The 21,766-nt window shown below is 72.3% G+C and carries 23 protein-coding genes; 2 read left to right on the top strand and 21 right to left on the bottom strand.

Translation table 11 applies throughout. The annotated features are described in order from the left end of the window. Nucleotides 1-171: 171 nt before the first annotated feature. On the top strand, nt 172-660 hold the full coding sequence (bldD, locus tag ACTFTM_RS12515; protein ID WP_007458348.1) for a transcriptional regulator BldD: 489 nt from the start codon (nt 172-174) through the stop codon (nt 658-660). A gap of 85 nt (nt 661-745) precedes the next feature. Here the strand turns inward: bldD and nusB are convergent, their stop codons facing one another. From nusB to ACTFTM_RS12490, 5 genes are all read right to left on the bottom strand, one after another. Further along, on the bottom strand, nt 746-1,156 hold the full coding sequence (nusB, locus tag ACTFTM_RS12510; RefSeq protein ID WP_449566619.1) for a transcription antitermination factor NusB: 411 nt from the start codon (nt 1,154-1,156) through the stop codon (nt 746-748). A gap of 23 nt (nt 1,157-1,179) precedes the next feature. Continuing rightward, nucleotides 1,180-1,737 carry an elongation factor P gene (efp, locus tag ACTFTM_RS12505; protein ID WP_433538268.1) on the bottom strand — a complete coding sequence of 186 codons (558 nt, stop codon included), beginning with the start codon at nt 1,735-1,737 and terminating at the stop codon, nt 1,180-1,182. Nucleotides 1,738-1,823: 86 nt separating this feature from the next. Further along, nucleotides 1,824-2,249: a type II 3-dehydroquinate dehydratase gene (gene aroQ, locus ACTFTM_RS12500; RefSeq protein ID WP_449565947.1), complete on the bottom strand. Its 426-nt coding sequence runs from the start codon at nt 2,247-2,249 to the stop codon at nt 1,824-1,826. A 58-nt stretch (nt 2,250-2,307) separates the two neighbouring features. Next, a complete protein-coding gene (aroB, locus tag ACTFTM_RS12495) occupies nt 2,308-3,384 on the bottom strand; it encodes a 3-dehydroquinate synthase (protein ID WP_449565946.1) in 1,077 nt (358 codons plus the stop codon). Between the two features lie 10 nt (nt 3,385-3,394). Continuing rightward, complete coding sequence (locus ACTFTM_RS12490) at nt 3,395-4,393, bottom strand: helix-turn-helix transcriptional regulator (RefSeq protein WP_449565945.1); 999 nt, start codon at nt 4,391-4,393, stop codon at nt 3,395-3,397. A 79-nt stretch (nt 4,394-4,472) separates the two neighbouring features. Between ACTFTM_RS12490 and ACTFTM_RS12485 the strand changes: the two genes are divergently transcribed. After that, nucleotides 4,473-5,201: an alpha/beta fold hydrolase gene (locus tag ACTFTM_RS12485; RefSeq protein ID WP_449565944.1), complete on the top strand. Its 729-nt coding sequence runs from the start codon at nt 4,473-4,475 to the stop codon at nt 5,199-5,201. A 94-nt stretch (nt 5,202-5,295) separates the two neighbouring features. Here the strand turns inward: ACTFTM_RS12485 and ACTFTM_RS12480 are convergent, their stop codons facing one another. From ACTFTM_RS12480 to ACTFTM_RS12405, 16 genes are all read right to left on the bottom strand, one after another. Then, nucleotides 5,296-5,799 (bottom strand): shikimate kinase, encoded by a 504-nt coding sequence (locus ACTFTM_RS12480; RefSeq protein WP_449565943.1) that lies wholly within the window; start codon nt 5,797-5,799, stop codon nt 5,296-5,298. Continuing rightward, a complete protein-coding gene (aroC, locus tag ACTFTM_RS12475; RefSeq protein ID WP_449565942.1) occupies nt 5,799-6,977 on the bottom strand; it encodes a chorismate synthase in 1,179 nt (392 codons plus the stop codon). Before aroC ends, ACTFTM_RS12480 begins: the two co-directional genes overlap by 1 nt. Before the next feature lie 94 nt (nt 6,978-7,071). Further along, complete coding sequence (locus ACTFTM_RS12470) at nt 7,072-7,992, bottom strand: glycosyltransferase family 2 protein (protein ID WP_449565941.1); 921 nt, start codon at nt 7,990-7,992, stop codon at nt 7,072-7,074. Then, nucleotides 7,989-8,597: a glycosyltransferase gene (locus tag ACTFTM_RS12465; RefSeq protein ID WP_449566618.1), complete on the bottom strand. Its 609-nt coding sequence runs from the start codon at nt 8,595-8,597 to the stop codon at nt 7,989-7,991. Before ACTFTM_RS12465 ends, ACTFTM_RS12470 begins: the two co-directional genes overlap by 4 nt. 68 nt (nt 8,598-8,665) lie before the next feature. After that, nucleotides 8,666-9,142: a UDP-N-acetylglucosamine--LPS N-acetylglucosamine transferase gene (locus ACTFTM_RS12460; protein ID WP_449565940.1), complete on the bottom strand. Its 477-nt coding sequence runs from the start codon at nt 9,140-9,142 to the stop codon at nt 8,666-8,668. Nucleotides 9,143-9,357: 215 nt separating this feature from the next. After that, the gene (locus tag ACTFTM_RS12455; RefSeq protein WP_449565939.1) at nt 9,358-10,620 is read right to left on the bottom strand and encodes a hypothetical protein; all 1,263 of its coding nucleotides are present in this window, start codon (nt 10,618-10,620) and stop codon (nt 9,358-9,360) included. Beyond that, a complete protein-coding gene (locus tag ACTFTM_RS12450; RefSeq protein WP_449565938.1) occupies nt 10,617-11,519 on the bottom strand; it encodes a sulfotransferase domain-containing protein in 903 nt (300 codons plus the stop codon). Before ACTFTM_RS12450 ends, ACTFTM_RS12455 begins: the two co-directional genes overlap by 4 nt. An 8-nt stretch (nt 11,520-11,527) precedes the next feature. Continuing rightward, nucleotides 11,528-13,135 carry a lipopolysaccharide biosynthesis protein gene (locus ACTFTM_RS12445; protein WP_449565937.1) on the bottom strand — a complete coding sequence of 536 codons (1,608 nt, stop codon included), beginning with the start codon at nt 13,133-13,135 and terminating at the stop codon, nt 11,528-11,530. Continuing rightward, a complete protein-coding gene (locus ACTFTM_RS12440) occupies nt 13,132-14,436 on the bottom strand; it encodes an O-antigen ligase family protein (protein WP_449566617.1) in 1,305 nt (434 codons plus the stop codon). Before ACTFTM_RS12440 ends, ACTFTM_RS12445 begins: the two co-directional genes overlap by 4 nt. Before the next feature lie 60 nt (nt 14,437-14,496). Continuing rightward, nucleotides 14,497-16,089 (bottom strand): lipopolysaccharide biosynthesis protein, encoded by a 1,593-nt coding sequence (locus ACTFTM_RS12435; RefSeq protein WP_449565936.1) that lies wholly within the window; start codon nt 16,087-16,089, stop codon nt 14,497-14,499. Further along, complete coding sequence (locus ACTFTM_RS12430) at nt 16,082-16,633, bottom strand: acyltransferase (RefSeq protein WP_449565935.1); 552 nt, start codon at nt 16,631-16,633, stop codon at nt 16,082-16,084. Before ACTFTM_RS12430 ends, ACTFTM_RS12435 begins: the two co-directional genes overlap by 8 nt. A 94-nt stretch (nt 16,634-16,727) precedes the next feature. Next, nucleotides 16,728-18,665 carry a hypothetical protein gene (locus ACTFTM_RS12425; protein ID WP_449565934.1) on the bottom strand — a complete coding sequence of 646 codons (1,938 nt, stop codon included), beginning with the start codon at nt 18,663-18,665 and terminating at the stop codon, nt 16,728-16,730. Nucleotides 18,666-18,890: 225 nt separating this feature from the next. After that, nucleotides 18,891-20,591, bottom strand: coding sequence for a glycosyl hydrolase (locus tag ACTFTM_RS12420; RefSeq protein ID WP_449565933.1), 1,701 nt, complete (start codon nt 20,589-20,591; stop codon nt 18,891-18,893). A gap of 159 nt (nt 20,592-20,750) precedes the next feature. Further along, a complete protein-coding gene (locus ACTFTM_RS12415) occupies nt 20,751-20,930 on the bottom strand; it encodes a hypothetical protein (protein WP_449565932.1) in 180 nt (59 codons plus the stop codon). A 14-nt stretch (nt 20,931-20,944) separates the two neighbouring features. Further along, nucleotides 20,945-21,154 carry a hypothetical protein gene (locus ACTFTM_RS12410; RefSeq protein ID WP_449565931.1) on the bottom strand — a complete coding sequence of 70 codons (210 nt, stop codon included), beginning with the start codon at nt 21,152-21,154 and terminating at the stop codon, nt 20,945-20,947. A gap of 143 nt (nt 21,155-21,297) precedes the next feature. After that, nucleotides 21,298-21,639 (bottom strand): hypothetical protein, encoded by a 342-nt coding sequence (locus ACTFTM_RS12405; RefSeq protein ID WP_449565930.1) that lies wholly within the window; start codon nt 21,637-21,639, stop codon nt 21,298-21,300. Nucleotides 21,640-21,766: the final 127 nt, after the last annotated feature.

Here is a 21,766-nt window from a genome sequence, read left to right as displayed (position 1 = left end):
CCGACCGACGGCGGCCGCTGACCACCGGATCAGATCCACGAAAGACCGCTGACCCCCTCGACGCTCCCCAACGGTAAGGTCACGACCACTTGACCAGGTGTCCCATTCCCCGTACCGTCACGCTCCGTAGCGATCGACGGGAGAACCCCGAGCAGCACTGGGAGTGTCCGAATGCCCTCTGAATACGCCAAATCTCTGGGCGCCCGCCTGCGCTCCATCCGCCAGCAGCAGGGCCTCTCCCTGCAGGGTGTGGAGGAGAAGTCGAACGGGCGGTGGAAGGCCGTGGTGGTCGGCTCGTACGAGCGTGGCGACCGGGCCGTGACGGTGTCCCGTCTGGCCGAGCTGGCCGAGTTCTACCGTGTCCCCGTCTCGGAGCTGCTGCCTGACGGCAGCGGTGTCCGGCACGAGCCCACCAGCAAGATCGTCCTGGACCTCGAGCGCCTGTACGACGAGGCATCCGAGGACCTGGCCTACGTCGCCCGCTACGCCCGCGCGATCCAACAGCAGCGCGGTGACTACAACGGCCGGGTGCTCTCCATCCGCGCCGACGACCTCCGGGCGCTCGCGATCGTCTACGACGCCTCACCGTCGGGTCTGATCGAGCGGCTCACCGAGCACGGCGTGCTGGTGGCCGACCCCCGGGCGTTCTTCGCCTCCTGAGCTGTCGCTTCACCTGATCTACCGTTCGACGAGAAGGGCCCGTGCCGTCCGGCACGGGCCCTTCTCGTTCGGTGCGCGCGTCGGCTCAGCGGGTGGCGTACTCGGCGATGCGGCCGAGCACACCGTTGAGGAACCGCGGCGAATCGTCGGTCGACATCTGTCGGGCCAGCTCGACCGCCTCACTGATCGCCACCGCGTCGTCGATCTCGTCGACGTAGAGCAGTTCGTACACGGCGATCCGGGACAGGTTGCGGTCGACCACCGGCATCCGGTCGAGGGTCCAGCCCTCGGCGTAGCTGGCGATCAGCTCGTCGATCCGGTCCAGGTGCTCGGCGACCCCCTCGACCAGCCCCACGGTGTAGCCCAGGTGCTCCGGGCGGGGCTGTTCGATGCGCTGGAGGTAACCGGCCAGGACCTCGACGGGCGGCCGATCCCGCAGATCGGCCTCGTACAGGACGTCCAGCGCCCGCTTACGCGCCTTGCGGCGCGCCGGCATCTGCTGCTTGGGACCCTCAGCCATCAGGCGCGGCCGAGGTAACGGCCGTCGCGGGTGTCGACCTTGATCTTCTCACCGGTGGTGATGAACAACGGAACCGGCACGGTGGCCCCGGTCTCGACGGTCGCCGGCTTGGTGCCACCGGTCGAACGGTCACCCTGCAGACCCGGCTCGGTGTAGGTGACCTCGAGCACGACGCTGGTGGGCAGCTCGATGTAGAGCGGCACGTCCTCGTGGGTGGCGACGGTCGCCTCCGCCTCGGGCAGCAGGTAGTTGGCTGCCTCCCCGACGGTGCCGCCGGGCACGGTGATCTGGTCGAAGGTCTCCAGATCCATGAAGACGTAGTCCTCGCCGTCGGCGTACAGGTACTGCATCGTGCGCTTGTCCACGGTCGCGGTCTCGACCTTGGTGCCCGCGTTGAAGGTCTTGTCGACCACCTTCCCGGACAGCACGTTCTTCAGCGTGGTGCGGACGAACGCACCACCCTTACCGGGCTTGACGTGCTGGAACTCGACGACGGACCAGAGCTCGCCGTCCAGGTTGAGTACCAGGCCGTTTTTGAGGTCGTTGGTGGAGGCCATTTCCTGCCTTGATCATCAATTGGCGGACAGACTTCACGAGTCTACTAGCTGCGTCGAATCGCCCGCCCGCCGCTTCCGGCGGCGCTTCAGCGGACCGCCAAATGGTGCAGCGCGAGACGATAGCCGTCGATGCCGAGACCGCAGATCACCCCGGTCGCCACCGCGGAGATCACCGAATGGTGCCGGAATTCCTCACGGCTATGGATGTTGGAGATGTGCACCTCCACCAGCGGTCCGCGCAACATCGCGCAGGCGTCGCGCACCGCGTAGGAGTAATGCGACCAGGCGGCCGGGTTGAGCACCACGGCGGCCTCCTCGTCGGCGGCGTCGTGCAGCCAGCCGAGCAGCTCGTGCTCGGCGTCGGTCTGCCGGACCGTGACGTCGAGCCCCAACTCCCGACCCGTGGTCTCGCACAGCGCCACCAGGTCGGCGTAGGTGGTCGCGCCGTACACGTCGGGCTCCCGGGTGCCCAGCCGACCCAGGTTCGGCCCGTTCAGCACGTACACCCTCATGCGGCGCTTGCTTTCGTTCGCGACTGCGGGGCTCGCAAAACCGGCTCACTCCTCACGCTCACGGGGCCAGCTCACGGTAGGCGGCCTCGAGCAGGGCGTCGTCCGGGCCCTCCAGCATCGCCGGGCGGGCCAGGCCGTCCAGCACCACGAACCGCAACCGGGCCCCCCGGGCCTTCTTGTCGACACGCATCGTGGCCAGCAGCCGCGGCCAGGCCTCGGCGGCGTAGCTCACCGGCAGGCCGAGCGCCGTCAGCGTGCTCCGGTGCCGGTCGGCGGTCGGGGCGTCCAGCCGGCCGGCGAGCCGGGCCAGCGTGGCGGCGTACACCAGGCCGACCGCGACGGCGTGGCCGTGCCGCCAGCGGTAGCCCTCGTTCTGCTCGATGGCGTGCGCCAGCGTGTGGCCGTAGTTGAGCACCTCCCGGACGCCCGACTCGCGCAGGTCGCCGGCGACCACGTCGGCCTTGACCCGGATGGCCCGCTCGATCAGCTCCCGGGTCACCGGCCCGCGCGGGTCGGTGGCCGCCGCCGGGTCACGCTCGACGAGATCCAGGATCACCGGGTCGGCGATGAACCCGCACTTGACCACCTCGGCCAACCCGGCCGCGAGGTCGACGGCGGGCAGGCTGTCGAGGGTGGCCAGATCGGCGAGCACACCGACCGGCGGGTGGAACGCGCCCACCAGGTTCTTGCCGGCGGCGGTGTTGATCCCGGTCTTGCCGCCGACGGCCGCGTCCACCATGCCCAGCAGGGAGGTGGCGACCGGCACCCAGCGCACCCCGCGCAGCCAGCAGGCCGCGACGAAGCCGGCCAGGTCGGTCACCGCGCCGCCGCCGACACCGACCACCGCGTCGGTACGGGTGAAACCGGCCGCGCCGAGGCGGTCCCAGCAGGCGGCCGCCACGTCGATCTGCTTGCCCGACTCCGCGTCGGGCACCTCGATCGGCAGCGGGTCGACGCCCGCCGCGCGCAGCCGCTCACCGATCGCGTCGGCCAGGGCCTTGAGCGGGGGCGTGTGCAGCACCGCCGCCCGGGTCGCGCCGGGCAGCAGCCCCGGCAGCGCGCCCAGCAGGTCGCGTCCGACCAGCACGTCGTACGGTCGTTCGCCGCCGACCGGAATCCGGGTCACCTCGTCCATCGCCGGCAGCCTAGTCGAGCGGACGGCGTGGCGCGGGCGGCTGTCCACCTGCTGGCCGCGCCGCCCAGTCGGCGAGCAGACGGGCGTGCTCGGCCACGGCGGCGCGCAGCGCGTCCGGGTGTCGCACGGTGAACGGGCAGCCCAGGCCGGCGAGCAGCGCGGCCATGCCGGGCAGGCTCTCGGCGCGCGCCCGCAGCAGCACGCCGTCGGCGGTGGCGGTCAGCTCCGCCACGCTGGGCGGGACGCGGCGGCGGGCGGTGACCAGATCGGTCTCCACCACAACCTCGACCTCGTGGGTGTACGGCACACCGGCCAGCGACCGGGTGACCCGGGCCACCGGGTCGAAGCCGTCCGGCACCGTGAACGTCGCCGCGCCGGGGGTGACGGCGCCGACCCGGTCCAGCCGGAAGGTGCGGACCTCGCCGCGCCGGTGGTCGTGGCCTGTGACGTACCAGCGGCCGGCGTGGAAGACCAGGCCGTACGGGTCGAGTTCCCGGTGCGACCGCTCGCCGCGCCAGGAGCGGTAGTCCAGGGCGACCCGTCGCCGATGCCGGGCGGCCTCGGCCAGGGCGAGCAGGGTGCCCGACGCGGGTCGTGGCTCCGGTTCTCCTCGGCGCAGGGTGAAGCCGAGGTGCTCCTGTACGGCGGTCAGCCGGTCGGCGAGCGCCAGCGGCAGCACCCGGCGGATCTTCGCCAGCGCGGTGGCCGTGGCCGGCTGCTCGGTGGCGAGACCGACCCGTTCGGCGACGACCAGACCGAGCAGCACGGCGACCGCCTCGTCGTCGGTGAGCATCAGCGGTGGCAGCTTGAAGCCGGGGTGCAGGCGGTAGCCGCCGTGACGGCCCCGGTCGGCGGTCACCGGGATGCCCAGCTCGACCAGGGTGGCCGCGTACCGGCGCACGGTCCGCTCGTCCACACCGAGCCGGGCGGCGAGGTCGCCGGCCGTGGCCCGGTGCCGGGCCTGGAGCAGTTCGAGCAGGGCGAGCACCCGGCCGGCGGGATGCGACACGGGCCACTCCTTCAAACCGGGCGGATTGTGTCCGGATTCGATCGTACGGTCGGTCGGTAACCGAGAGAAGGAGCGATCAATGGCGACGTTTGTCCTGGTACCGGGATTCTGGTTGGGCGCATGGGCGTGGCGGGACGTGACCGCGACCCTGCGTGCCCAGGGCCACGAGGTGTACCCGATGACGCTCACCGGCGTGGCCGAGCGTGCCCACCTGGCCGGGCCGCAGGTGAGCCTGGAGACGCACACCACCGACATCGTCCGGCTGATCGAGGTCGAAGACCTGCACGACGTCCTGCTGGTGGGGCACTCCGGCGGCGGCATGCCGGTGGCCCAGGCGGCGGACCGGATCCCGGACCGGATCGCCCGGGTGATCTACGTGGAGAGCGGACCGTTGCCGGACGGCACCGCACAGTTCGACACCGTGCCGACGGAGGAACAGCAACGGCTGCGCGCTGTGATCGGCGACGGTGACCTGCTGCCGCCGCCGGCCTGGGATCCGGCGGCCGACCCGACGAACCTGGCCGGCCTGGACGAGCCGACGCTGGCGCTGCTGCGCGCCCGCACCACCGGGCAGCCGCTGCGCACGGCCACCGACCCGGTACGGCGTACCGGCGGCCGGTCGGTGCCCACCGCCCTGGTAGCCAGCACCTTCCCGCTGAGCGTGGTGGAGCAGATGATCGCCCAGCGGCACCCGTTCTTCACCGGCCTGGCCGACGGCCCGTTGTACGAGCTACCCACCGGGCACTGGCCGATGCTCAGCGAGCCGAAGGCGCTGGCCGACGTCCTCGACCTGGTCGCCCGAGCCTGACACCGCGCCGATCTTGCGGTTGTGGTTGTCGAGATACCGGGAATGCCCCGGTACGTCGGCGCAGCAACTGCAAGATCGCGCGGAGGGTGGGGGGTCAGCCTGGGAGGAGGGCGGCTACCTCGGCGACTACCTGTGCCGGGGTGCGGCCGTCGGTGACCACCGTGTCGGTCGCCACCTCGGCGTACAGCGGCTTGCGCTGGTCCATGAGGTGCTTGAGGGTGGCTCGCGGGTTGATCGCCAGCAGCGGCCGGCCCGCGCCGAGCCCCACGCGCTTCACCGCGTCGGGCAGTTCCACCGACAGGTGGACGACCCGGTGTCCCACCAGGGCGGCCCGGGTCTCCTCGGCCAACACGGCGCCGCCGCCGAGGGCGAGCACGCCGGTGCCGGCGGCGAGGGCCGCCGCCACGGCGGCCCGTTCCAGGGCCCGGAAGTGCTCCTCACCCTCGTCGATGAAGATCTCCGGAATGGTCTTGCCGGCCATCTGTTCGATGTCGGCGTCGGTGTCCCGGAACTCCACGCCGAGGGAGTTCGCGAGCGCCTGCCCCACGGTGGTCTTGCCGCATCCGGGCACCCCGACCAGGACGACGACCGGCGCCATCAGCGGATGACCAGCGCGTCGAGGTAGCCGGTCACGTTGCGGCGGATCTCGGCGACCGAGTCGCCGCCGAACTTCTCGGTGGCCGCCTCGGCCAGCACGAGCGCCACCATCGCCTCGGCGACGACCGCGGCGGCGGGCACCGCGCACACGTCGGAGCGCTGGTTGATGGCGGTCGCCGGCTCACCGGTGACGACGTCCACGGTGGCCAGCGCCCGGTTGAGCGACGAGATCGGCTTCATGGCGGCACGGACCCGTAGCGGCTCGCCGGTGGTGATGCCGCCCTCCAGCCCTCCGGCCCGGTCGGTGACGCGCCGGACCCCGGTGGCCGACGGGATGATCTCGTCGTGCGCCTCCGAGCCGCGGGAGCGGGCCTGCTGCCACCCGTCACCGATCTCCACACCCTTGATCGCCTGGATGGACATCAGCGCGGTAGCCAGTCGGGCGTCGAGCTTGCGATCCCACTGCACGTGACTGCCCAGGCCCGGCGGCACCCCGTACGCCAGCACCTCCACCACGCCGCCCAGGGTGTCGGCGGCCTTCTTCGCGGCATCGACCTCGGCGACCATCAGGGCGCTGGCCTCCGGATCGAGGCAGCGCAGCGGGTCGGCGTCGATGCGGTCGGCGTCCTGCGGCGTCGGACGCAGCCCGGGCTTCGCGGCCACCGGACCCAACTCGACCACGTGCGAGACGATCTCGATGCCGAGGGCCTGCCGGATCAGCGCCTTGGCGACCGTGCCGACGGCCACCCGGGCGGCGGTCTCCCGGGCACTGGCGCGTTCCAGGATCGGCCGCGCATCGTGGTGGCCGTACTTCTGCATGCCGGCCAGGTCGGCGTGGCCCGGTCGGGGGCGGGTCAGCGGGGCGTTGCGGGCCTGCCGGGCCAGCTCGTCGGGGTCGACGGGGTCGGCGGCCATCACCGTGCGCCACTTGGGCCACTCGGAGTTGCCGACCCGGATCGCCACCGGGCTGCCCAGCGTCACGCCGTGCCGCAGCCCGCCGATCACCTCGACCTCGTCCTGCTCGAACGACATCCGGGCGCCGCGGCCGTAGCCCAGCCGGCGGCGCGCCAACTCGCCCGCGATCTCGGTGGTGCTCACCTCGATGCCGGCCGGCACCCCCTCCAGCAACGCGACGAGGGCGGGACCGTGCGATTCACCTGCAGTCAACCAGCGCAACACAGCGGTCAGTCTGTCACGGGGCGCGACGGGCGCGTCGCGCTGCCCGCCGCGTCCCGCCCTACGGACAGGCCATCGGTGACCCGGATAGCACCGCTCAGATGCCCCGACCGCGCTTGTGCAGGGTGCGCAGCACCGAGTCGGCCCGGACGACCCGACCGGCCACCGCGAGCGCGAGGTAGGCGCGCGGCTCGCGAGGATTGCGGCGCAGGGTGTGCCGGGCCCAGCGCAGCGCGCCCCGCCGGTCGCCGGAGGCGGCCCGCGCGAACGCGATCTGCCCGGTGACGCGGGCCTCGCCGGCGGGTTGCCCGGCGAACTCCGGGTAGCGGCGCAGCAGCCACTGCAACGCCTCGGAGATGGTGTCCCAGCGCTGCGCGAAGTACGACCGCTTGTGCCAGCGCACCAGCACCGACGGCGTCCGCAGGTTGATCAGCGGCGCGCTGCGGGCGGCGCGCAGCAGGAACTCGTAGTCCTCCGCGTAGCTGCCCGGGATCTCCTCGTCGACCAGGCCGAAGCCGTCGCGCAGCGCGGTCGCCCGGATCAGGAAGGTGGAGGGGTGCAGCTCCGTCAGCCGGTCCCGCAGGAGGTCGTCCAGGGTGATCCGGTCCTTGTCGAGCACCCGGTCGACGGTGTGCCCGTCGTAACTGACCCGGATGCCGCAGCAGACGAACTCGGCCCCCGGGTCGGCGGCCAACGCCTCGACCTGGGCGGCCAGCTTGCCGGGCAACCATTCGTCGTCGTCGTCGCAGAACGCGATCAGGTCACCCTCGGCGGCGAGGGTGCCGCTGTTGCGCGCGCCGGCCAGCCCGGGCGCGCGCCCGTTGGCGATCACCCGGACCGTCCGGTCCGGCCCGCCCAGGGCGGTCAGCGACCCGTCCGGCGTGGACTGGTCGAACACGACGACGGCCTCGATCGTGCCCGGGTACTCCTGGGCGAGGATCGCGGCGAGGGCGGCGCGCAGCAGCTCGGGGCGGTCCCGGGTGGGCACCACGACGCTGACGCTCGGCTGCCGGGTCATCGGGTCTCCTTCGTCGGCTGGCCGGTGCGCGGCCAGGTCCGCCAGCGGGGTCGGCGCCGGTTCGAACGGGCCACCAGGTCGTCCACGATCTGCCCGACCCGGGCGACGGCCGCGCGGCGGGCCTCGTGGGCGGCCGGGTCGGCCTGGACCGCGTACCGGGACGGGTCGGCCTGCCCGGCGGCGAGCGCGTCGTGCAGTTCCTCGCGGGTCTCGCAGAGCACGACCAGCCCGGCCGCGCCGAGGCGACGAGCGAAGAGCTGCTGGTGGTCGTCGACGTGCTCGCCGCGCGACGGGTCCCGGGGCACCACGATGGGCAGGTGACCGTGCCGGCGGGCCTCCAGGATCGTCGCCGGGCCACCGTGGCACACCACCAGGTCGGCGTCGGCCATCGCCTGTTGCAGGGCCTCGTGCCCGAGGAAGGGCACCGCGCCGGGCAGGGCGGGCGCGGCGGTGTGCCCGTGCTGCACGGTCAGCCCGACCGGGCCGGCCTGCGCGTGCCACTGCGCCAGCCAGTCCACGAGCCGGTCGAAGGGATGCTTGTCGGTGCCGACCGCGACGAGCAACCAGGGCCGCTCCACGGATGTCGTGTCGCGCTGACGCGGCAGCCGGGACGCCTCGGCGGCGACGTCGGGCCGGGGCGACTGGGCACGACGGGCGGTGCCCGTCTCCCCGCTCACAGGAGCGTCCCGACGACGGTGGCCTCCGGGTACTGCCGGCGCTGCTCGTCCCACTGCACGAGCATCGCGGACAGGAACGGGCGGCAGAGCCGGGCCGTCAACGTCGCGGTGTCGATCCGGTCGTACACCTCGATGTAGACCGTCGGGATGCGACGCAGGCGGGCCAGCACCACGAACGGCACGGCCACACCGGCGCCGGTGGTGACCACGGCGGCGACCCGCCGACCGCGCAGGACCCGCCAGGCCAGCCGCGCGTTGCGCAGCAGGTTCGGCACGTTCCGGGTGGTCGGGTGGTGCGCCGGCACCAGGTCCTCACCGGTCAGCAGCGACACCGCCTCCGGGGTGTCGAAGGTGACCCAGCAGCGCCGCCACCGTTCGTACCAGGGCCGCAGGGCGAGAAGTTGGGCCAGGTGACCGCCGCTGGATCCCACCAGCAGCAGCACCGGCGATTCGTCGTCGTTGTTCGTGTCCACGCGACTCCCCACAAGTCCGCTTGGAATTCCGATTCACGCAAGGCAGCAGCAGATCACAGGTTTTCCGGTCGTTGAATAGCGCGACCGGACGAGGCGACGATCTCCCCCCGGCGTGCTCAGGCTCACTGTCGAGCCCTCAGCCCATCGACCACCGTCACGACCTGCCATTATTCGGTAACTCTGCGACGCCTCCCCGGCGTCGGGAATTCTCCTGTTCACTCGCTATGTCGTTTCTCGATGACGTCCAACAGTGCGGGATGCAGCGCCGGGTTCCACCCGGCCCCGGCGTCCGCGAGCCGCCACGTCCGCAGCCACATCTCCAACAGGTACGCGTCGGCCACCAGAGCGCACCGCGCCGCGTCGAGGCCGAGCCGCCCACCGTGTCGCCCCAGGCACGCGTCGACGGCGGCGGCGGCCGCCTGGGCCGGCTCGCCGCGCAGCACCAGCGACCGCTGGAACGCGTCGTGGGCCAGGTCGAAGCCGACCGGCACGTCCGGGCCACTGTGCTCCCAGTCCCAGGCGACCAGGCGGCCGTCGTGCGTGCCCAGATTCCACGGCACCCAGTCGCCGTGCCAGTGACCGAACTCGACGGTCGTGTCGCCGTGCCGGCGCACCAGCGCGGCGACCGCCGTCACCGCCCGCGCACCGGCCGGGCCGGTGGCGGTGGCGCGCTCCGCCTGGGCGGACAGTCGTGCCAGGAACGTCGACGAGGCCAGCGCCCGGGGCGCCCCGGGCGCGCCGCCCCGGCGGGCGACCGCGAGCAACGCCGCGATCCGCGGCGGGTCGTCGACCGGCACTCCGCGTACGTCCGGCGGCAGCGGTTCGATCACCGCGACGGCCTGGCCGGCCCACGCCGTCTCGGTGAGCAGCCCGGGCGGCGTCGGATGCTCGGGCACACCGGTCACCGCGCGCAACGCCCGCAGCGCGGCCGCCTCGGCGGTGACCAGGGCACGGGTGGCGTCGTTCCAGCCGATCTTCGCGTAGCCGCGGGGACGACCGTCGACGGTGAACAGTTGCAGCGTGGGCTTGACGTTCGGGTCCGGCGGACGGACGCCGCACGCGGCCAGCAGCGGCGTGCCGCCCAGCGCGGCGGCGAGCCGCTCGGTCAGCACCAGGTCGGCCACGGGCGCCCCCGCCGGCACCGACACGGTCAGCGTCGGAAACGGCGCCAGACCCGCCCCGCCGAACCGGGCCAGCCCGCCGAGCACCGCCCTGAGCGCCCGCACCTTCGGCGGCCGCAGCGCGTTGTAGGCCAGCAGCGATGCCGCGCCGGCCCGGGGCGCGCCCAGCGGCACGAGGAACCGCGCCCGCGCCACCGACGGCACCACGGCGTACCGGGCCACCGCCCGCTGCCCGGCCGGTACCGCGCCGCCCAGCGTCAGGTGGACCCGCTCGTCCGGGAAGACCGCGCGACTCACCCAGCCCAGGCCGTCCACCCGTGAGCGGGGGTCGGTGGCAGGGGTGACCCCCGTCGTCACGCCGCCCGGTCCGCCCAGTCGAGGTCCAACCCGAGCCGCTCACGCAGCGCGTCGTTGTACGGGCGGTAGTACTCGGTCAGCTCCGCGCGGACCGCCGGCTCCAGCGGCGCCGAGCGCCGGTCGTTGTAGACCTTGAAGTTCGGCAGGTCGTACGGGGGCAGCCCGAGAAAGTCGAGGGTGCGACGGTAGGTGGCGCGGGAGTCGCGGTACAGGTCCTCGCTGGGCAGGAAGAGGATCTGGGCGCGGTCGAAGCGGTCCAGCCACGGCTCGAGGTGCTCCAGGTAACGCCCGCGCGCCCGGTACGTGTACCAGTCGTACGCCTCGCTGAACGCCTCCGGCTCGGCGATGAGCCGCTCGCGCTCCCCCGCCGTACGCTCCGGCTCGGCGGCCAGCGCGTCCGCGAAGTCCAGCGGCTCGATGCCGTGCGTACGACGCTCCTTCCAGTGCGAGTACGCCCGCTCGACCGGGTCGCGCAGCAGCACGATCAGCTTCACGGTCGGCATGAGCGCGGCGACCCGCTGCGCGGCGAGCGGATGGAACATGTACAGCGGCGCGGCCTCACCGACGCGGACCGGCCCGCCGTGCCGCTTCGCCAGCGCCTCGCGCTGCCGTTCGGTCGGGAAGTGCGAGCGGTACCACGCCTCGCCGCGGCCCCAGTGCTCCTCGAAGTAGTGGGCCGACTTGGTGTTCCAGGCGGGAAAGAGCCGCGGTACCAGCGGATGCTGGATGAGGTAGTTCCACAGCGAGGTGGTGCCGCCCCGTTTGGTGCCGATGATCAGGAAGTCCGGCAGGGGCCGCCGATCACTGGTGCGCACCCCGTAGTCGACCAGGGACTCCTTCACCCGGGTGGTCACCTGGGTCGGCACCAACTGCTTGACCCGGTCACGGATGGACGCCACGACGGCCCTCACCTACCTTTCGTCGATGCCGGGGCCGGCCCGGCGGCCGCGGCCGCCTCGTCGGACCCACGGATCTGCCTCATGGTCACCCGGATGCCGGCGCGCACCCGGGGCAACGTCAACAAGCCGACGCAGCCGGCCACCAGCACGGCGAGCGCCACCGTCAGGCCGGGTAGGCCGCGCCCCGCGGCCAGCACCCCGACCGCCGCCGCGACGCCCACCCCGCCGACGGTGGTCGCCGCCGCGCGCAGCGTCGCGGTGTCGACGAGCGGTTCGCCGACCACCGACCGGGCGAAGCCGGCGGCGGTGAGGTTCTCGGTGGCGATGCCGGCGGCCCACGCCAGCGCGGCGCCCGTCGCGCCGTGACCGGGGATCAGCCAGAGTCCGAGCGAGACGGTCACGGTGAGCCCGGCCAGGGTGGAGAGCAGGTGCAGGCCGCTGCGTCCGCCCATCAGCAGCAGGCTCTGCACGTTGCCCACGCCGGTGTTGACCAGCATCGCCAGCGCGAGCACCGTCATCGCCGGCACGCCGGCGGTGAACTCCCGGCCGAACAACTGGAGGAACGCGAGCGCGAACACCGCCAGCAGCAGGTACACCGGCCAGGACAGCACCAGCCCCCAGATGGTCAACTGCCGGTGCACGGCCGCCGCGGCGGCCCGTTCACCACGCCCGAGCAGACGGGACAACTGCGGCGACACCGCTACCCGCAGGCCCTGCATGGCGAGCTGACCGGCCAGCACGTAGCGGCCGACCGCGCCGAACACGCCCGCGTCGGCCGGGCCGGCCAGCACCGACGTCAGCAGCACGCCCACCCACATGCTGCCCGCGTCGATGGCCGCCGACGCGGCCCGGGGCAACGCGAAGCGCCAGAACGTCGACCAGTCGGACCGGGCCGGTCGCAGCGCCGCGCCGCGACCCAACCCGAGCGGTCCGGCCACCAGCACCAGGCAGACCAGCAGCGCCAGCGCCGCCGGCACCAGCCAGCCGGTCATGCCGGCGAGCAGCCCACCGCTCGCCAACGCGGCGGCGCCGACCAGCGCCGGGCGGGCCACCGGCAGCAGGAGGAACTGGACGCCGACGTACGCGCGGATCGGTCGTACGCAGCGCAACGCGGCGAGCAGCAGGGTCATCGCCACCACCACCGGCACGGCGGCGAACGTCAACGTCAACAACCCGTGGCCGTCGTCGCCCGAGCCGCGCAGCAGACGGGGGGCGAGGGCGTCGGCGCTCAGCGCTCCCACGCCGGCGACGACGAGCCCGGCCAGCAGCGGTGGGATCAACGCCACCGGGAGCACCCGGGCCGCGTCCCCCCGGACGCCGAGACGTCGCCGGGGCACCGCCCACATGAGGCCGGTCTCCGCGCCGAGCGTGCAGACCGCGGTGGCCACGGTGACCACGCCGATCGCGGCGAAGAACGCGCCCGCGCCGGCCGTTCCGTACCCTCGGGTGATCACCACGGCGAGCACGAACCCGAACAGGCCGCTGACGGCCGCGCCGAGCAGACCGGCCACCCCGCTGCGGGCGCTACGGCGCGTCTCGACCGCGTCGGTGTCCGGGGCCGCGCGCTGCGGGCCGTCCCGGCCGGCGTCGGCCGGCGGTCGGGTGGCGGCGGTCATGCCGGCACCGCCGTGGTGGAGGCGAGCGGCGGATGCCACCGGTACGGGCGGGGCGCGCGTTCGGCTTCGGTGAGTGCCATGGCGAAGCCGACCGCGAAGAACGCGACCGCCAGGTTCTGGTTGGCCATGCCGTAGAACGGGACCTGCACGAGGCACACCACCGGCACCACCGCCAGCCACTGACCGGCCGCCGACGTCGCCCGCGCGCAGACCACCGCGGCGGCCACGAACCACCCCAGGAAGCAGATCAGCGCCGGTACGCCGTGACTGAACAGCACCATCCACAGTTGCCCCTGCGTGCCGATCGGCGCGTCCGCGGAGACCGTGTCCACGTTCACCGGAGCGCCGTACCCCAGCCACGGGGAGTCCTGCACGCGGCGGATCACCTCCGTGTAGAGCGACAACCGGTCGGTGTTGGTGTCGCTGGAGTCGACCCGATTGTTGATCAACTCGGTGATCGGGATGAAGAGCGTGGCCACGCCCCCGGTCACGACCACGCCGACGATGGACGCGGCGACGCGGACGTTGCCCCGCAGGCTGGCTCGCACCCCGAGCACCGCGAGCCCCGCGCCGAGACTCAGGAACATCGCACGGTTCAGGGTGAGGAACGCGGGGGCCAGCGACAGCGGCAACGACGCCAGCAGCGCCCACCGCAGCAGCCCGCGACGGCGCAACATGGTGTACGCCACCACGCAGGGCAGGGTCATCGCGTACGCGCTGCCGTAGTTGTTGGTGTACGCGAACGGCGCCGCGGGCCGGTAGATCGGGTTGAGCGAGCGGGGGCTGTACTCCGCGGTGGTCAGGTGCACCATGTCCTGGATGAACGGGGTCCGGGCGACGCCGGCGGGCAGCAGCACCTCCATCGGGGTGGCCAGCGCGAACCGGGGCACGAGCACCCCGAGCCAGCCCAGCACCACCAACGCGAACCAGAACGCGCAGAGCGGGGTGAGCACCGCCACCAGGTCGGCGCGTTCCCGGGCGGCGGCGTAGACGTAGACGCCGACCACCAGCGCGGTCAGGTAGAAGGCCAGGCGCAGGGCGAACGTCAGCAGCGAGGCCGGTGAGGACAGTTGGGTGGCGCTGACGACCACGATCGCCAGGAACAACAGCCAGATGCCGGCCAGCGGGGGCAGCGGCACCCGACCCCGGGTGAGCAGCACCGCCAGCAGCAGCGCGCCCAGCAACGACCAGCCCAGGTAGAACGCGCCGAGCGCCCACCAGAGCGGCACGAAGCCGAACATCAACGCCAGCGGCCAGAGCGGCAGCCGGGCGGGCGGCGGTGTCGGCGGCGGAGGCGCGATGGCGGCCGGTGTGTGGCCGGGTGGCGGCTCGGTCGCCGGTGCGCGGGTGACCGACACCGGTCAGGCCCGGCCGTTGCGGGTGAGGACGAAGCCCAGCGGGGTGACCCCGGCGGCGCGCAGCCGCTCCACGAGCCGACGCAGGTCGCTCTGGCGGGTGCGGTCCCGTTCGATGACCACCACCGCGCTGCCCTGCCGGGCGACCGCGACGCCGCGCTCGTCGGACTCGGCCGGTGGCGCGTTGAACAGCACCAGGCCGTGGTCGGCGCCCTGCCGCCAGGTGCCGAAGCGGACGCTGCCCACCCCGACGGTCACCTCGTCCGCCGACGCCGGCCGGCCGTTGTCGGTCCGGGCGGACGACACCCGGGGCAGGGTGAGCGTGGCGTCCGGGTCGGTGGACGGGCGGCTGCCGGGCGGGTGCGGCGAGGGTCGTCGAGCCACCGGCGCCTCGGTGGGAGCACCGCCCGCCGCAGGCGTGCCGGCTGGACGCGGCTTGGGCACCAGCGGTCGGGACGGGTCGACGGGTAGCCGCCCACGGTCGGCCAGGACGGCGGCACGCAGGCGCTCGACACGGCCACTGTCGTCGGCGACGAAGACCTCCCGGCCGTCGGCGGCCAGCGCCACGGCCAGCCCGGCGGTGAGTGCCGTGGCGTCCTCGCGGGAGGTGACCAGCGCGACCCGGGCCGGTTGGAGGACCCGCTCGGCGACCGCCATCGCCACGTAGCGGATGTCCGCGTCGACCGCCCGTGGACTACCCCTGAACGGCGGCCGGCGCACCGTGCCGAGCAGCGGCAGGCCGGTGGCTTCCCGGCCGTCGGTGACCGAGCGGACGCGCCGGTCCGCCGACTCCCACGCGTACGCCAGCACCACGCCGATCAGCGCGCCGCCGAGCAGGCCGGCGACCAGGTAGAGCGGCCGGTGCCCGGCGGAGGACACCAGCGCCCGCTCGGCGGTCTGGGTGACCCAGCCCGGGTTGACGTCGACCGCGGCGATCTCGGTACGGGCCGCGTTGAGCTGGGTGAGCTGGTTGTTGATGCCGGACAGCTCGGCCAACGCGGCGTCACCGGCGGCGGTGCCCTTGGCGCTGCTCGCGCGCTTCTGCACCGCTGCCTGCTGGGCGACGACCTTGGCGATGCTCGCGTCGTAGGAGCGCAACATCTCGGCGCGCTGCTGCTCGTACATCGTGCGTCGCACATCGAGGTAGGCCCGCGCGGCGAGGTTGGCGCCCTGCACCGCCCGCTGCGCGTCGTGCGTCTGGTACGTGAAGCGCAGGATCTGCCCGCCGGTGGGCACCTCGACCTCGAGGGCGTTGCGGATGTCGCGCGGTTCGCCACCGACGGCGTCGGCGAGCCGCTGGACCACCTCCGTGCCGGTGGCGAGGCCGCTCTCCACGTTCATGTTGACGGCGCGGTCGGCGCCCGCGCCGCTGGGTGTGAAGGCGTCGGTGACCACGGGTCGGACCGCCACGACCGCGTGGGCGGTCACCGCCGCCGGAACCAGCAACACGTAGCCGAGGGCGGCGAGCAGACCGGCCAGGGCGACCGCGACCACCAGCCGCAGCCGGTGCATCGGCACCCGCAGCAGGTCGGGGAGCGTCACCACGCGGGCGGCGCTCGACGAGTCGGGTGGCCAGGGGGCGGGCGTCGGATCAGTCATGGAACTTCTTCACCGTCTGTTGAGGATTGCCCACGACGACGACGCCCGGTGGCACGTCGGCGCGCACCACCGAGGCCGCGCCCACGACGCTGTCCCGACCGATACGGACCCCCTTGAGCACCAGTGCGTGCGCGCCGACCCAGACGTTCTCCTCGAGGACGATCGGCGCGCGGGTGGCCGGGCCCGGTGGCGCGTGCCGTTGGTCGGGCGGCAGGTTGTGGAAGTCGTTGTCGAGCAGCTCGCAGTCGGACAACAGGCACCTGTCCCCGATCGTCACCGACGTCCAGGTGCCGACCCAGGTGGCGTTGAGCAGACAGTCGGCGCCGACGCGTACCTCGCCGGGACCGGCGAAGCGGACCAGCTTGTTGATGCGGGTGCGGTCGCCGATGGTGACCCGTACGCCCCGACGCAGCCGGATCCGGCCGCGGATCTGCACGCCCCGTCCGAGGGTCAGCCGCCGGTACCGCAATCCGTACCAGGCGCGTTTGAGCGCGAAGACCAGGTGGACCACGCGTTTCGCGCGGAATCCAGCGCCGCCGACCAACGACCCCTCCCCACATCGCGGGGCCGGCGGCGGTGGTACCGCCGCCGACCCGACGTGAACAATCTACCGATCCTCCGTTACGTTTGGTTGACCGTCACTGTACGGAGAAGAACATCGAGGGGATAGACCACGACAACTCGGGCGTCGCCGCAGCGATGAGCGTTGTCGCGGTGCCGTTGACCACCGCGGTCGGCGCGGCCGTCGGATCGAACGGGACACTGCGCAACCCGCCGTCCGTCGCACCGTAGACGATCCGACCGTCCACCCAGGCCATGCCACGCACGCTCGACCAGGTGACACCGCTCGTCGGCAGCGCGAACTCGGTCGCGCCGAGGTAGTTGCCGTCGATCTCGAAGTAGCGGTAGTAGAGGCTGTTGGCGCCGGTACGGGTGTAGTAGAGCCGACCGTCGAGGTAGAAGGCGCCGGTGAGGTTCGCCGGGTTGAACCAGTCGTTGTAGCCGGACGCCTCCCACGACGAGCCGATCGCACCGCCGTTGAACAGCGAGACGTCGATCCGGCTGCCGGTGGGCGTACCCGCCACCGTGTGCGACCAGTAGATCCGGTCGTCCACCCGCCAGGTCGCGCCGGACGCGGTGTAGGCCGGCTGGCTGACGGTGGTGGGCGTACCCAGCGTCACGCCGTCGAACGGCACCTTCGACACCTCACCCGCGCCGGTGCCCAGGTAGAGGTTGCCGCTGCTGCCACTCGGCGGGTTCTTCGCCGTGAAGGTGCGACCGCCGGCGAGCGGGAACATGCCCAGCCGCCCGTGGTACTCCTCGCCCATGCCGTCCGAGTTGTGGCCGAAGTAGAGACCGTCGGAGCCGCGCCAGAGCACCGGCACCGCCGAACCCCAGGCGGTGGTGCCGGACGGCATCGAGGCGCTGCCGCTGCGCCGTGGGTTCCAGTTCACCGGCAGACCCGTGGCCGGGGTGACCGCGCCGATACCGAGCCGGTCGATCGCGCCCGGGCCGGCGTTGTCGCTGGCGTTCGGGTTGTTCAGCCAGCGGAAGTGCCCGCCCAGGTAGATGACGTTGTCGGCCACCTCGACCGAGGTGATGGTGTCGTTGCCGGTGAAGTCGACCCAGGTGCCCAGCTGGCCGGTCCCCCGGGCTGCGGTCTCGAACCGGACCAACGCGTCGCAGTACGCGCTCGGCCAGCCGGCGCCGCCGTTGCTGCCGACCACGAACCAGGTGCCGTCCTCGCCGAACTTGATGTCCTGCACGTAGTGCACGAAGGTCGTCGGGGCGGCGCACGGCGCGACGTACTTCTCGCTGCTCCAGTCCAGGAGGGCCGGAGTGCCGGACACGTCGACGAGCGCGATCTGGTTGCGCGGCAGGTCGTTGAGGAGCGTGAAATTGCCGCCGACGGCCAGGGTGTTGCCGTCCGGAGCGACGTCGATGGTCCACACGTACGAGGTGGTGCTGTGCCGTCCGACGGTGGCGTCGATGGAGAAGGTCGGGTCGATCGCCCCGGTGGTCGCGTTCAGCCGGCCGAGACCCGAGTGCGCGGTGCCGTTGAGCCAGTTGAACGCGCCGGCCACGTAGAGCCAGTTGCCCGACAGCGCCAGATCCCGGACGGTGCCGCCGTCGGAGCGGCCCACCCAGCTGTCGACGATCGCGCCGGTGCTCGGGTTCAACGCGACGAGGTTCTTACGGGAGACCCCGTTGACGTTCTTGAAGGCGCCGCCGACGATCAGCGTGCCGCCCGGCCCCGCCAGCAGCGTGTTGACCGCGCCGTCGAGCACCGGCAGGAAGCTGGTGGACATCACGCCCGTGGTGCGGTCGTACGCGAAGAGGTAGCGCTGCGTGACCCACGCGGACGTCGCGGTCTGCCGGAGCTGGGTGAAGCTGCCACCGACGAAGACGGTGTTGCCGACCTGCGCGAAGGCGCGGGTCTCACCGTCGCGGGCGTGCGGGGTGATGTCGGCGGGATTCGCCGACACCAGGGTCGCGGTTCCGGGGACCGGCACCACCGCCGCCGAGGAGGTCGTGGGTGCGCTGAGCACCGCGGCGAAGACCGCCAGCGCGATCACCCCCGCCCGGGTACGACGTCGTCCTGACAAACGCCATGAGTGCGAGAGTGTGGGCACGCTACGCCTCCAAGATGGATGAGAACCCGAGGTAGCGTGCCTCGCCCAGCCTGGTAGGCGCATCCGCCGATTGGGCGGTGCGTGAATCTGCTAGCCGACAGAACGCCGGAAGATCAGCTGGTAGATCTCCGATGAACGGCGGCTGTGTTCACAGTGTCGTCACACGTGTCAGCGGCTCCCTCCGGTGGGCTGCCGCAGGTACGCGTCCTTGCCGGCCTGGCTGAACCCGGTCACGGCGGAGGCGTCGTGGTTCATCGTCATGTCACAGGTCGCCGTACGGGTCGTCATGCCCGGCGAATTGAAGTAGATCGCGGCCTTGATCTTCGGGTGCGCCTTCAGGGCCGCCGGGAACTCCTGGAACCAGCGCTGCTTCGCGCCCGGGTCCTTCGCGTCGAAGTTCGTGCCGAACTCGGCGAGCATCCGTGGTTTGCCCGCGCCGATGCCGTTCTCGTCGAGCCAGTCGTAGAAGCCGCCGATCGTCGTGCTCGGGCTCTTCCACACGGTGCTGCCGTTGCAGACGTGGAAGTTGTACGGGTCGTAGGCGACCCAGTCGACGTACCGGTCGCCGGGGTAGAGACCGGCGTACCGCGAGTAGTGCCCGGACCAGCCCATCATCGTCCACACCCAGACGGCGTTGTCCGCTCCCGCCTTGGCGAACCGCTCGTACACGTACTTCCAGGCCCGGACGAAGTCGGCGTCGCTGCCCTTGCCCGGCTCGTCCTCGGGCTCGTGGTCGAAGCCCATGAACACCGGCACCTTCGCGGCCCGGATGCGACCGGCGACCGCGTCGATGGTGGCGTCCTGCCGGCCGCTGTACACGTCGGACCACTTCAGCGTCGTACCGGCGGAGAAGTCGCGCGACTCCCAGGCGAAGAACATCAGCCGGCCCTGGCGCATCTGCTCCTGCTCGTACGCGTCGGGGAACGCCCCGTTGCTGCCGGCGTTGGAGAAGTCGTGGTAGCGGTGCACGATGTCGAACTTGCGCCCGACCTGGGCCTCCACGTCAGTGATCGCCTTGCCGTGGTCCCAGCCGCTGCCGGCGTTGGCGGGTGAGTACATCCCCCACCAGGCGCCGCAGGAGGGCACGAGCGTGTCGGACACCTGGCCGCACTTGCCGGACGGGAGGGTCGGGCTCTGGGTCGGGGTCGGGGTACGGGTCGGCGCGACCGTCGGCGTCGGCCGGGGCGCGGTCGTGGTCGGCGCGATCGTGGGCGTCGGCGCCGGTCGGGTGGTCGGCGGCGATGTCGGTCCGCTACCCAGGTCGTATTTGATCACCAGGCTGGGCCGCAGATCCGTGTTGCGGTTCTCGATCGACGCCCAGTAGACGCGTGTCTCCAAGCCGGTCTGGGCCAGCGACACCGTCCAGGTGCCGTTTCCGGTGACCAGCTTGGAGACGTCCCACTCGTTGACGCCCTTGGCCACACCGGCCACGGTGTCCAACACCGTGCCCACCTTCGCCGGGGTCGGTCGCGCCTCGCGGGCGCTCACCGACGAGGCGTGCGCGGTCACCGTCGCGCCCAACTGCTGCCACGCGTGCATGCGCAGCGTCGCCCGGACGTTGACGGCGGCGGCGGGAAGGGTGGTCACCGCGAACTCGACAACCGCCTCCCGGCCGCCGCGCGGGTTGCCGTCGCAGCGCGCCGCGCAGGTCGCCAGGGTCCCCTTGGTGGAGTTGTCGCCGTCCTGCGAGACCATCGTCGCGGTGGTGTCCGCCACCGCGCGGATCGACAGGTCGTCGCTGGCCAACAGGGGCATCATGGTTGCCACGATGCCGGCCACCACCGATCCGCCGACGACGCCGACGGCGATCGCCTTGCGCCGGGGGCCGTTGCGGAACCGGGTGATGCGGTGTAGTCCGTGCCTGGTCAAGGAGAACTCCCTGTGTCTGGTGCGATAACCGTGAGCAGCGTATCGATGACCAGGGCACGTCGTCGGTAGGACAGTTTTCCGTAAGCGCGTCTTAACCGTCAGCTAAGGATCCACGCGAGACGAGGTCTCCGCCGCGCCTCTTCAGCGAATCAGCCCAGGTCACGCCGGGGGTTCGATCATCTCCCGGCCCCGCCCGGCGAGGAGCGCTCCGACGCCCGCGCCGACCGCGATCAGCACGCCTGTCGCGTACGACTGGTCGGTCAGCAGAACGAGGCCGATCGGTAACACCAGCACCAGGATGATGACGATGACGAGCAGCAGGACCCTTCGCGAGATCATCCCGCTCATCTCGCTCAGAGCCGGCCGCGCCGGATGCCGAGCGGGATTCCGATCGCGGCGACGGCGGCGCAGATGGCACCGATGACGATCATCCGAACCCCGTTCCTGCCTCCCGTGGCGGCCTCGAGGATGCCCCACCCGAGGAGAAGCAAGCTGAGCACGGCGGTCGACGCAGCGAGTGCGCGCATCGTTCCCTTGCTGTAGGGACCCTCGCTCTGCCGCATCTCGTGGCGTCTCCTCTGGACTTTGCACGGCGCCTGGCCCGGCGGAGCCTCGGCCAGCCAGTCCTCGTGATCGTAGTTGACCCCGTGTCCACTCGCTCGCCTGCCGTTTCGGCGAACAGCGCGCGAACCCTCCACCCGGGACGTCAGCCGCGGCGTTGCAGGAGGCCGGCGGCCAGGAGACTCACGCACGGGACGAGGAGCAGCGCCAGTGCGTACCGTGGCACCGACAGGTCGAAGGTGCGGTACAGGACCACTCCCACCAGCCACAGCGCGGTGACCAAGCCGCCGAGCAGCAGATGTTGTCTGCCGCCGTCATGCGGCAGCGCCACACCGGAGCGGCCCTTCCTCCACACCTGAACGACCACGACAGCGGCCGACACCGCCATGACGGCCACAAAGGGCCAGCCGAGTGAGCCGTACCCGAGCGCGGCGACCAGCGCCAGGACGCTGAGGGCACCGATGGCGAGAAGCACCAGGACCGACATCAAGACCTCCGGCGGAAGGGAGTCACGAAGAGATTGCCAGCGGAAGCCCCGCGGAACAACCAAAGCCGTCAATCGGGCGCTCGGGCGGCTACGCCTCGTCCGTAAAGGTGCTTCGGCATCCGTGCAG

Source organism: Micromonospora sp. RB23 (assembly GCF_053585025.1).
Note: the sequence above shows the minus strand (reverse complement) of the source record. Positions and strands in the feature narration are given on the sequence as shown.

Excerpts from the sequence above, each read along its gene's own strand:
- nusB (WP_449566619.1), bottom strand. The coding sequence starts at position 1,156 with ATGCCGGCGCGCCGCAAGGCGCGTAAGCGGGCGCTGGACGTCCTGTAC.
- aroQ (WP_449565947.1), bottom strand. The coding sequence starts at position 2,249 with ATGAGGGTGTACGTGCTGAACGGGCCGAACCTGGGTCGGCTGGGCACC.
- ACTFTM_RS12485 (WP_449565944.1), top strand. The coding sequence starts at position 4,473 with ATGGCGACGTTTGTCCTGGTACCGGGATTCTGGTTGGGCGCATGGGCG.
- ACTFTM_RS12405 (WP_449565930.1), bottom strand. The coding sequence starts at position 21,639 with ATGTCGGTCCTGGTGCTTCTCGCCATCGGTGCCCTCAGCGTCCTGGCG.
- ACTFTM_RS12435 (WP_449565936.1), bottom strand. The coding sequence starts at position 16,089 with ATGACTGATCCGACGCCCGCCCCCTGGCCACCCGACTCGTCGAGCGCC.
- efp (WP_433538268.1), bottom strand. The coding sequence starts at position 1,737 with ATGGCCTCCACCAACGACCTCAAAAACGGCCTGGTACTCAACCTGGAC.
- bldD (WP_007458348.1), top strand. The coding sequence starts at position 172 with ATGCCCTCTGAATACGCCAAATCTCTGGGCGCCCGCCTGCGCTCCATC.
- ACTFTM_RS12480 (WP_449565943.1), bottom strand. The coding sequence starts at position 5,799 with ATGGCGCCGGTCGTCGTCCTGGTCGGGGTGCCCGGATGCGGCAAGACC.
- ACTFTM_RS12410 (WP_449565931.1), bottom strand. The coding sequence starts at position 21,154 with ATGCGGCAGAGCGAGGGTCCCTACAGCAAGGGAACGATGCGCGCACTC.
- aroB (WP_449565946.1), bottom strand. The coding sequence starts at position 3,384 with ATGGACGAGGTGACCCGGATTCCGGTCGGCGGCGAACGACCGTACGAC.
- ACTFTM_RS12445 (WP_449565937.1), bottom strand. The coding sequence starts at position 13,135 with ATGACCGCCGCCACCCGACCGCCGGCCGACGCCGGCCGGGACGGCCCG.
- ACTFTM_RS12415 (WP_449565932.1), bottom strand. The coding sequence starts at position 20,930 with ATGATCTCGCGAAGGGTCCTGCTGCTCGTCATCGTCATCATCCTGGTG.
- ACTFTM_RS12470 (WP_449565941.1), bottom strand. The coding sequence starts at position 7,992 with ATGACCCGGCAGCCGAGCGTCAGCGTCGTGGTGCCCACCCGGGACCGC.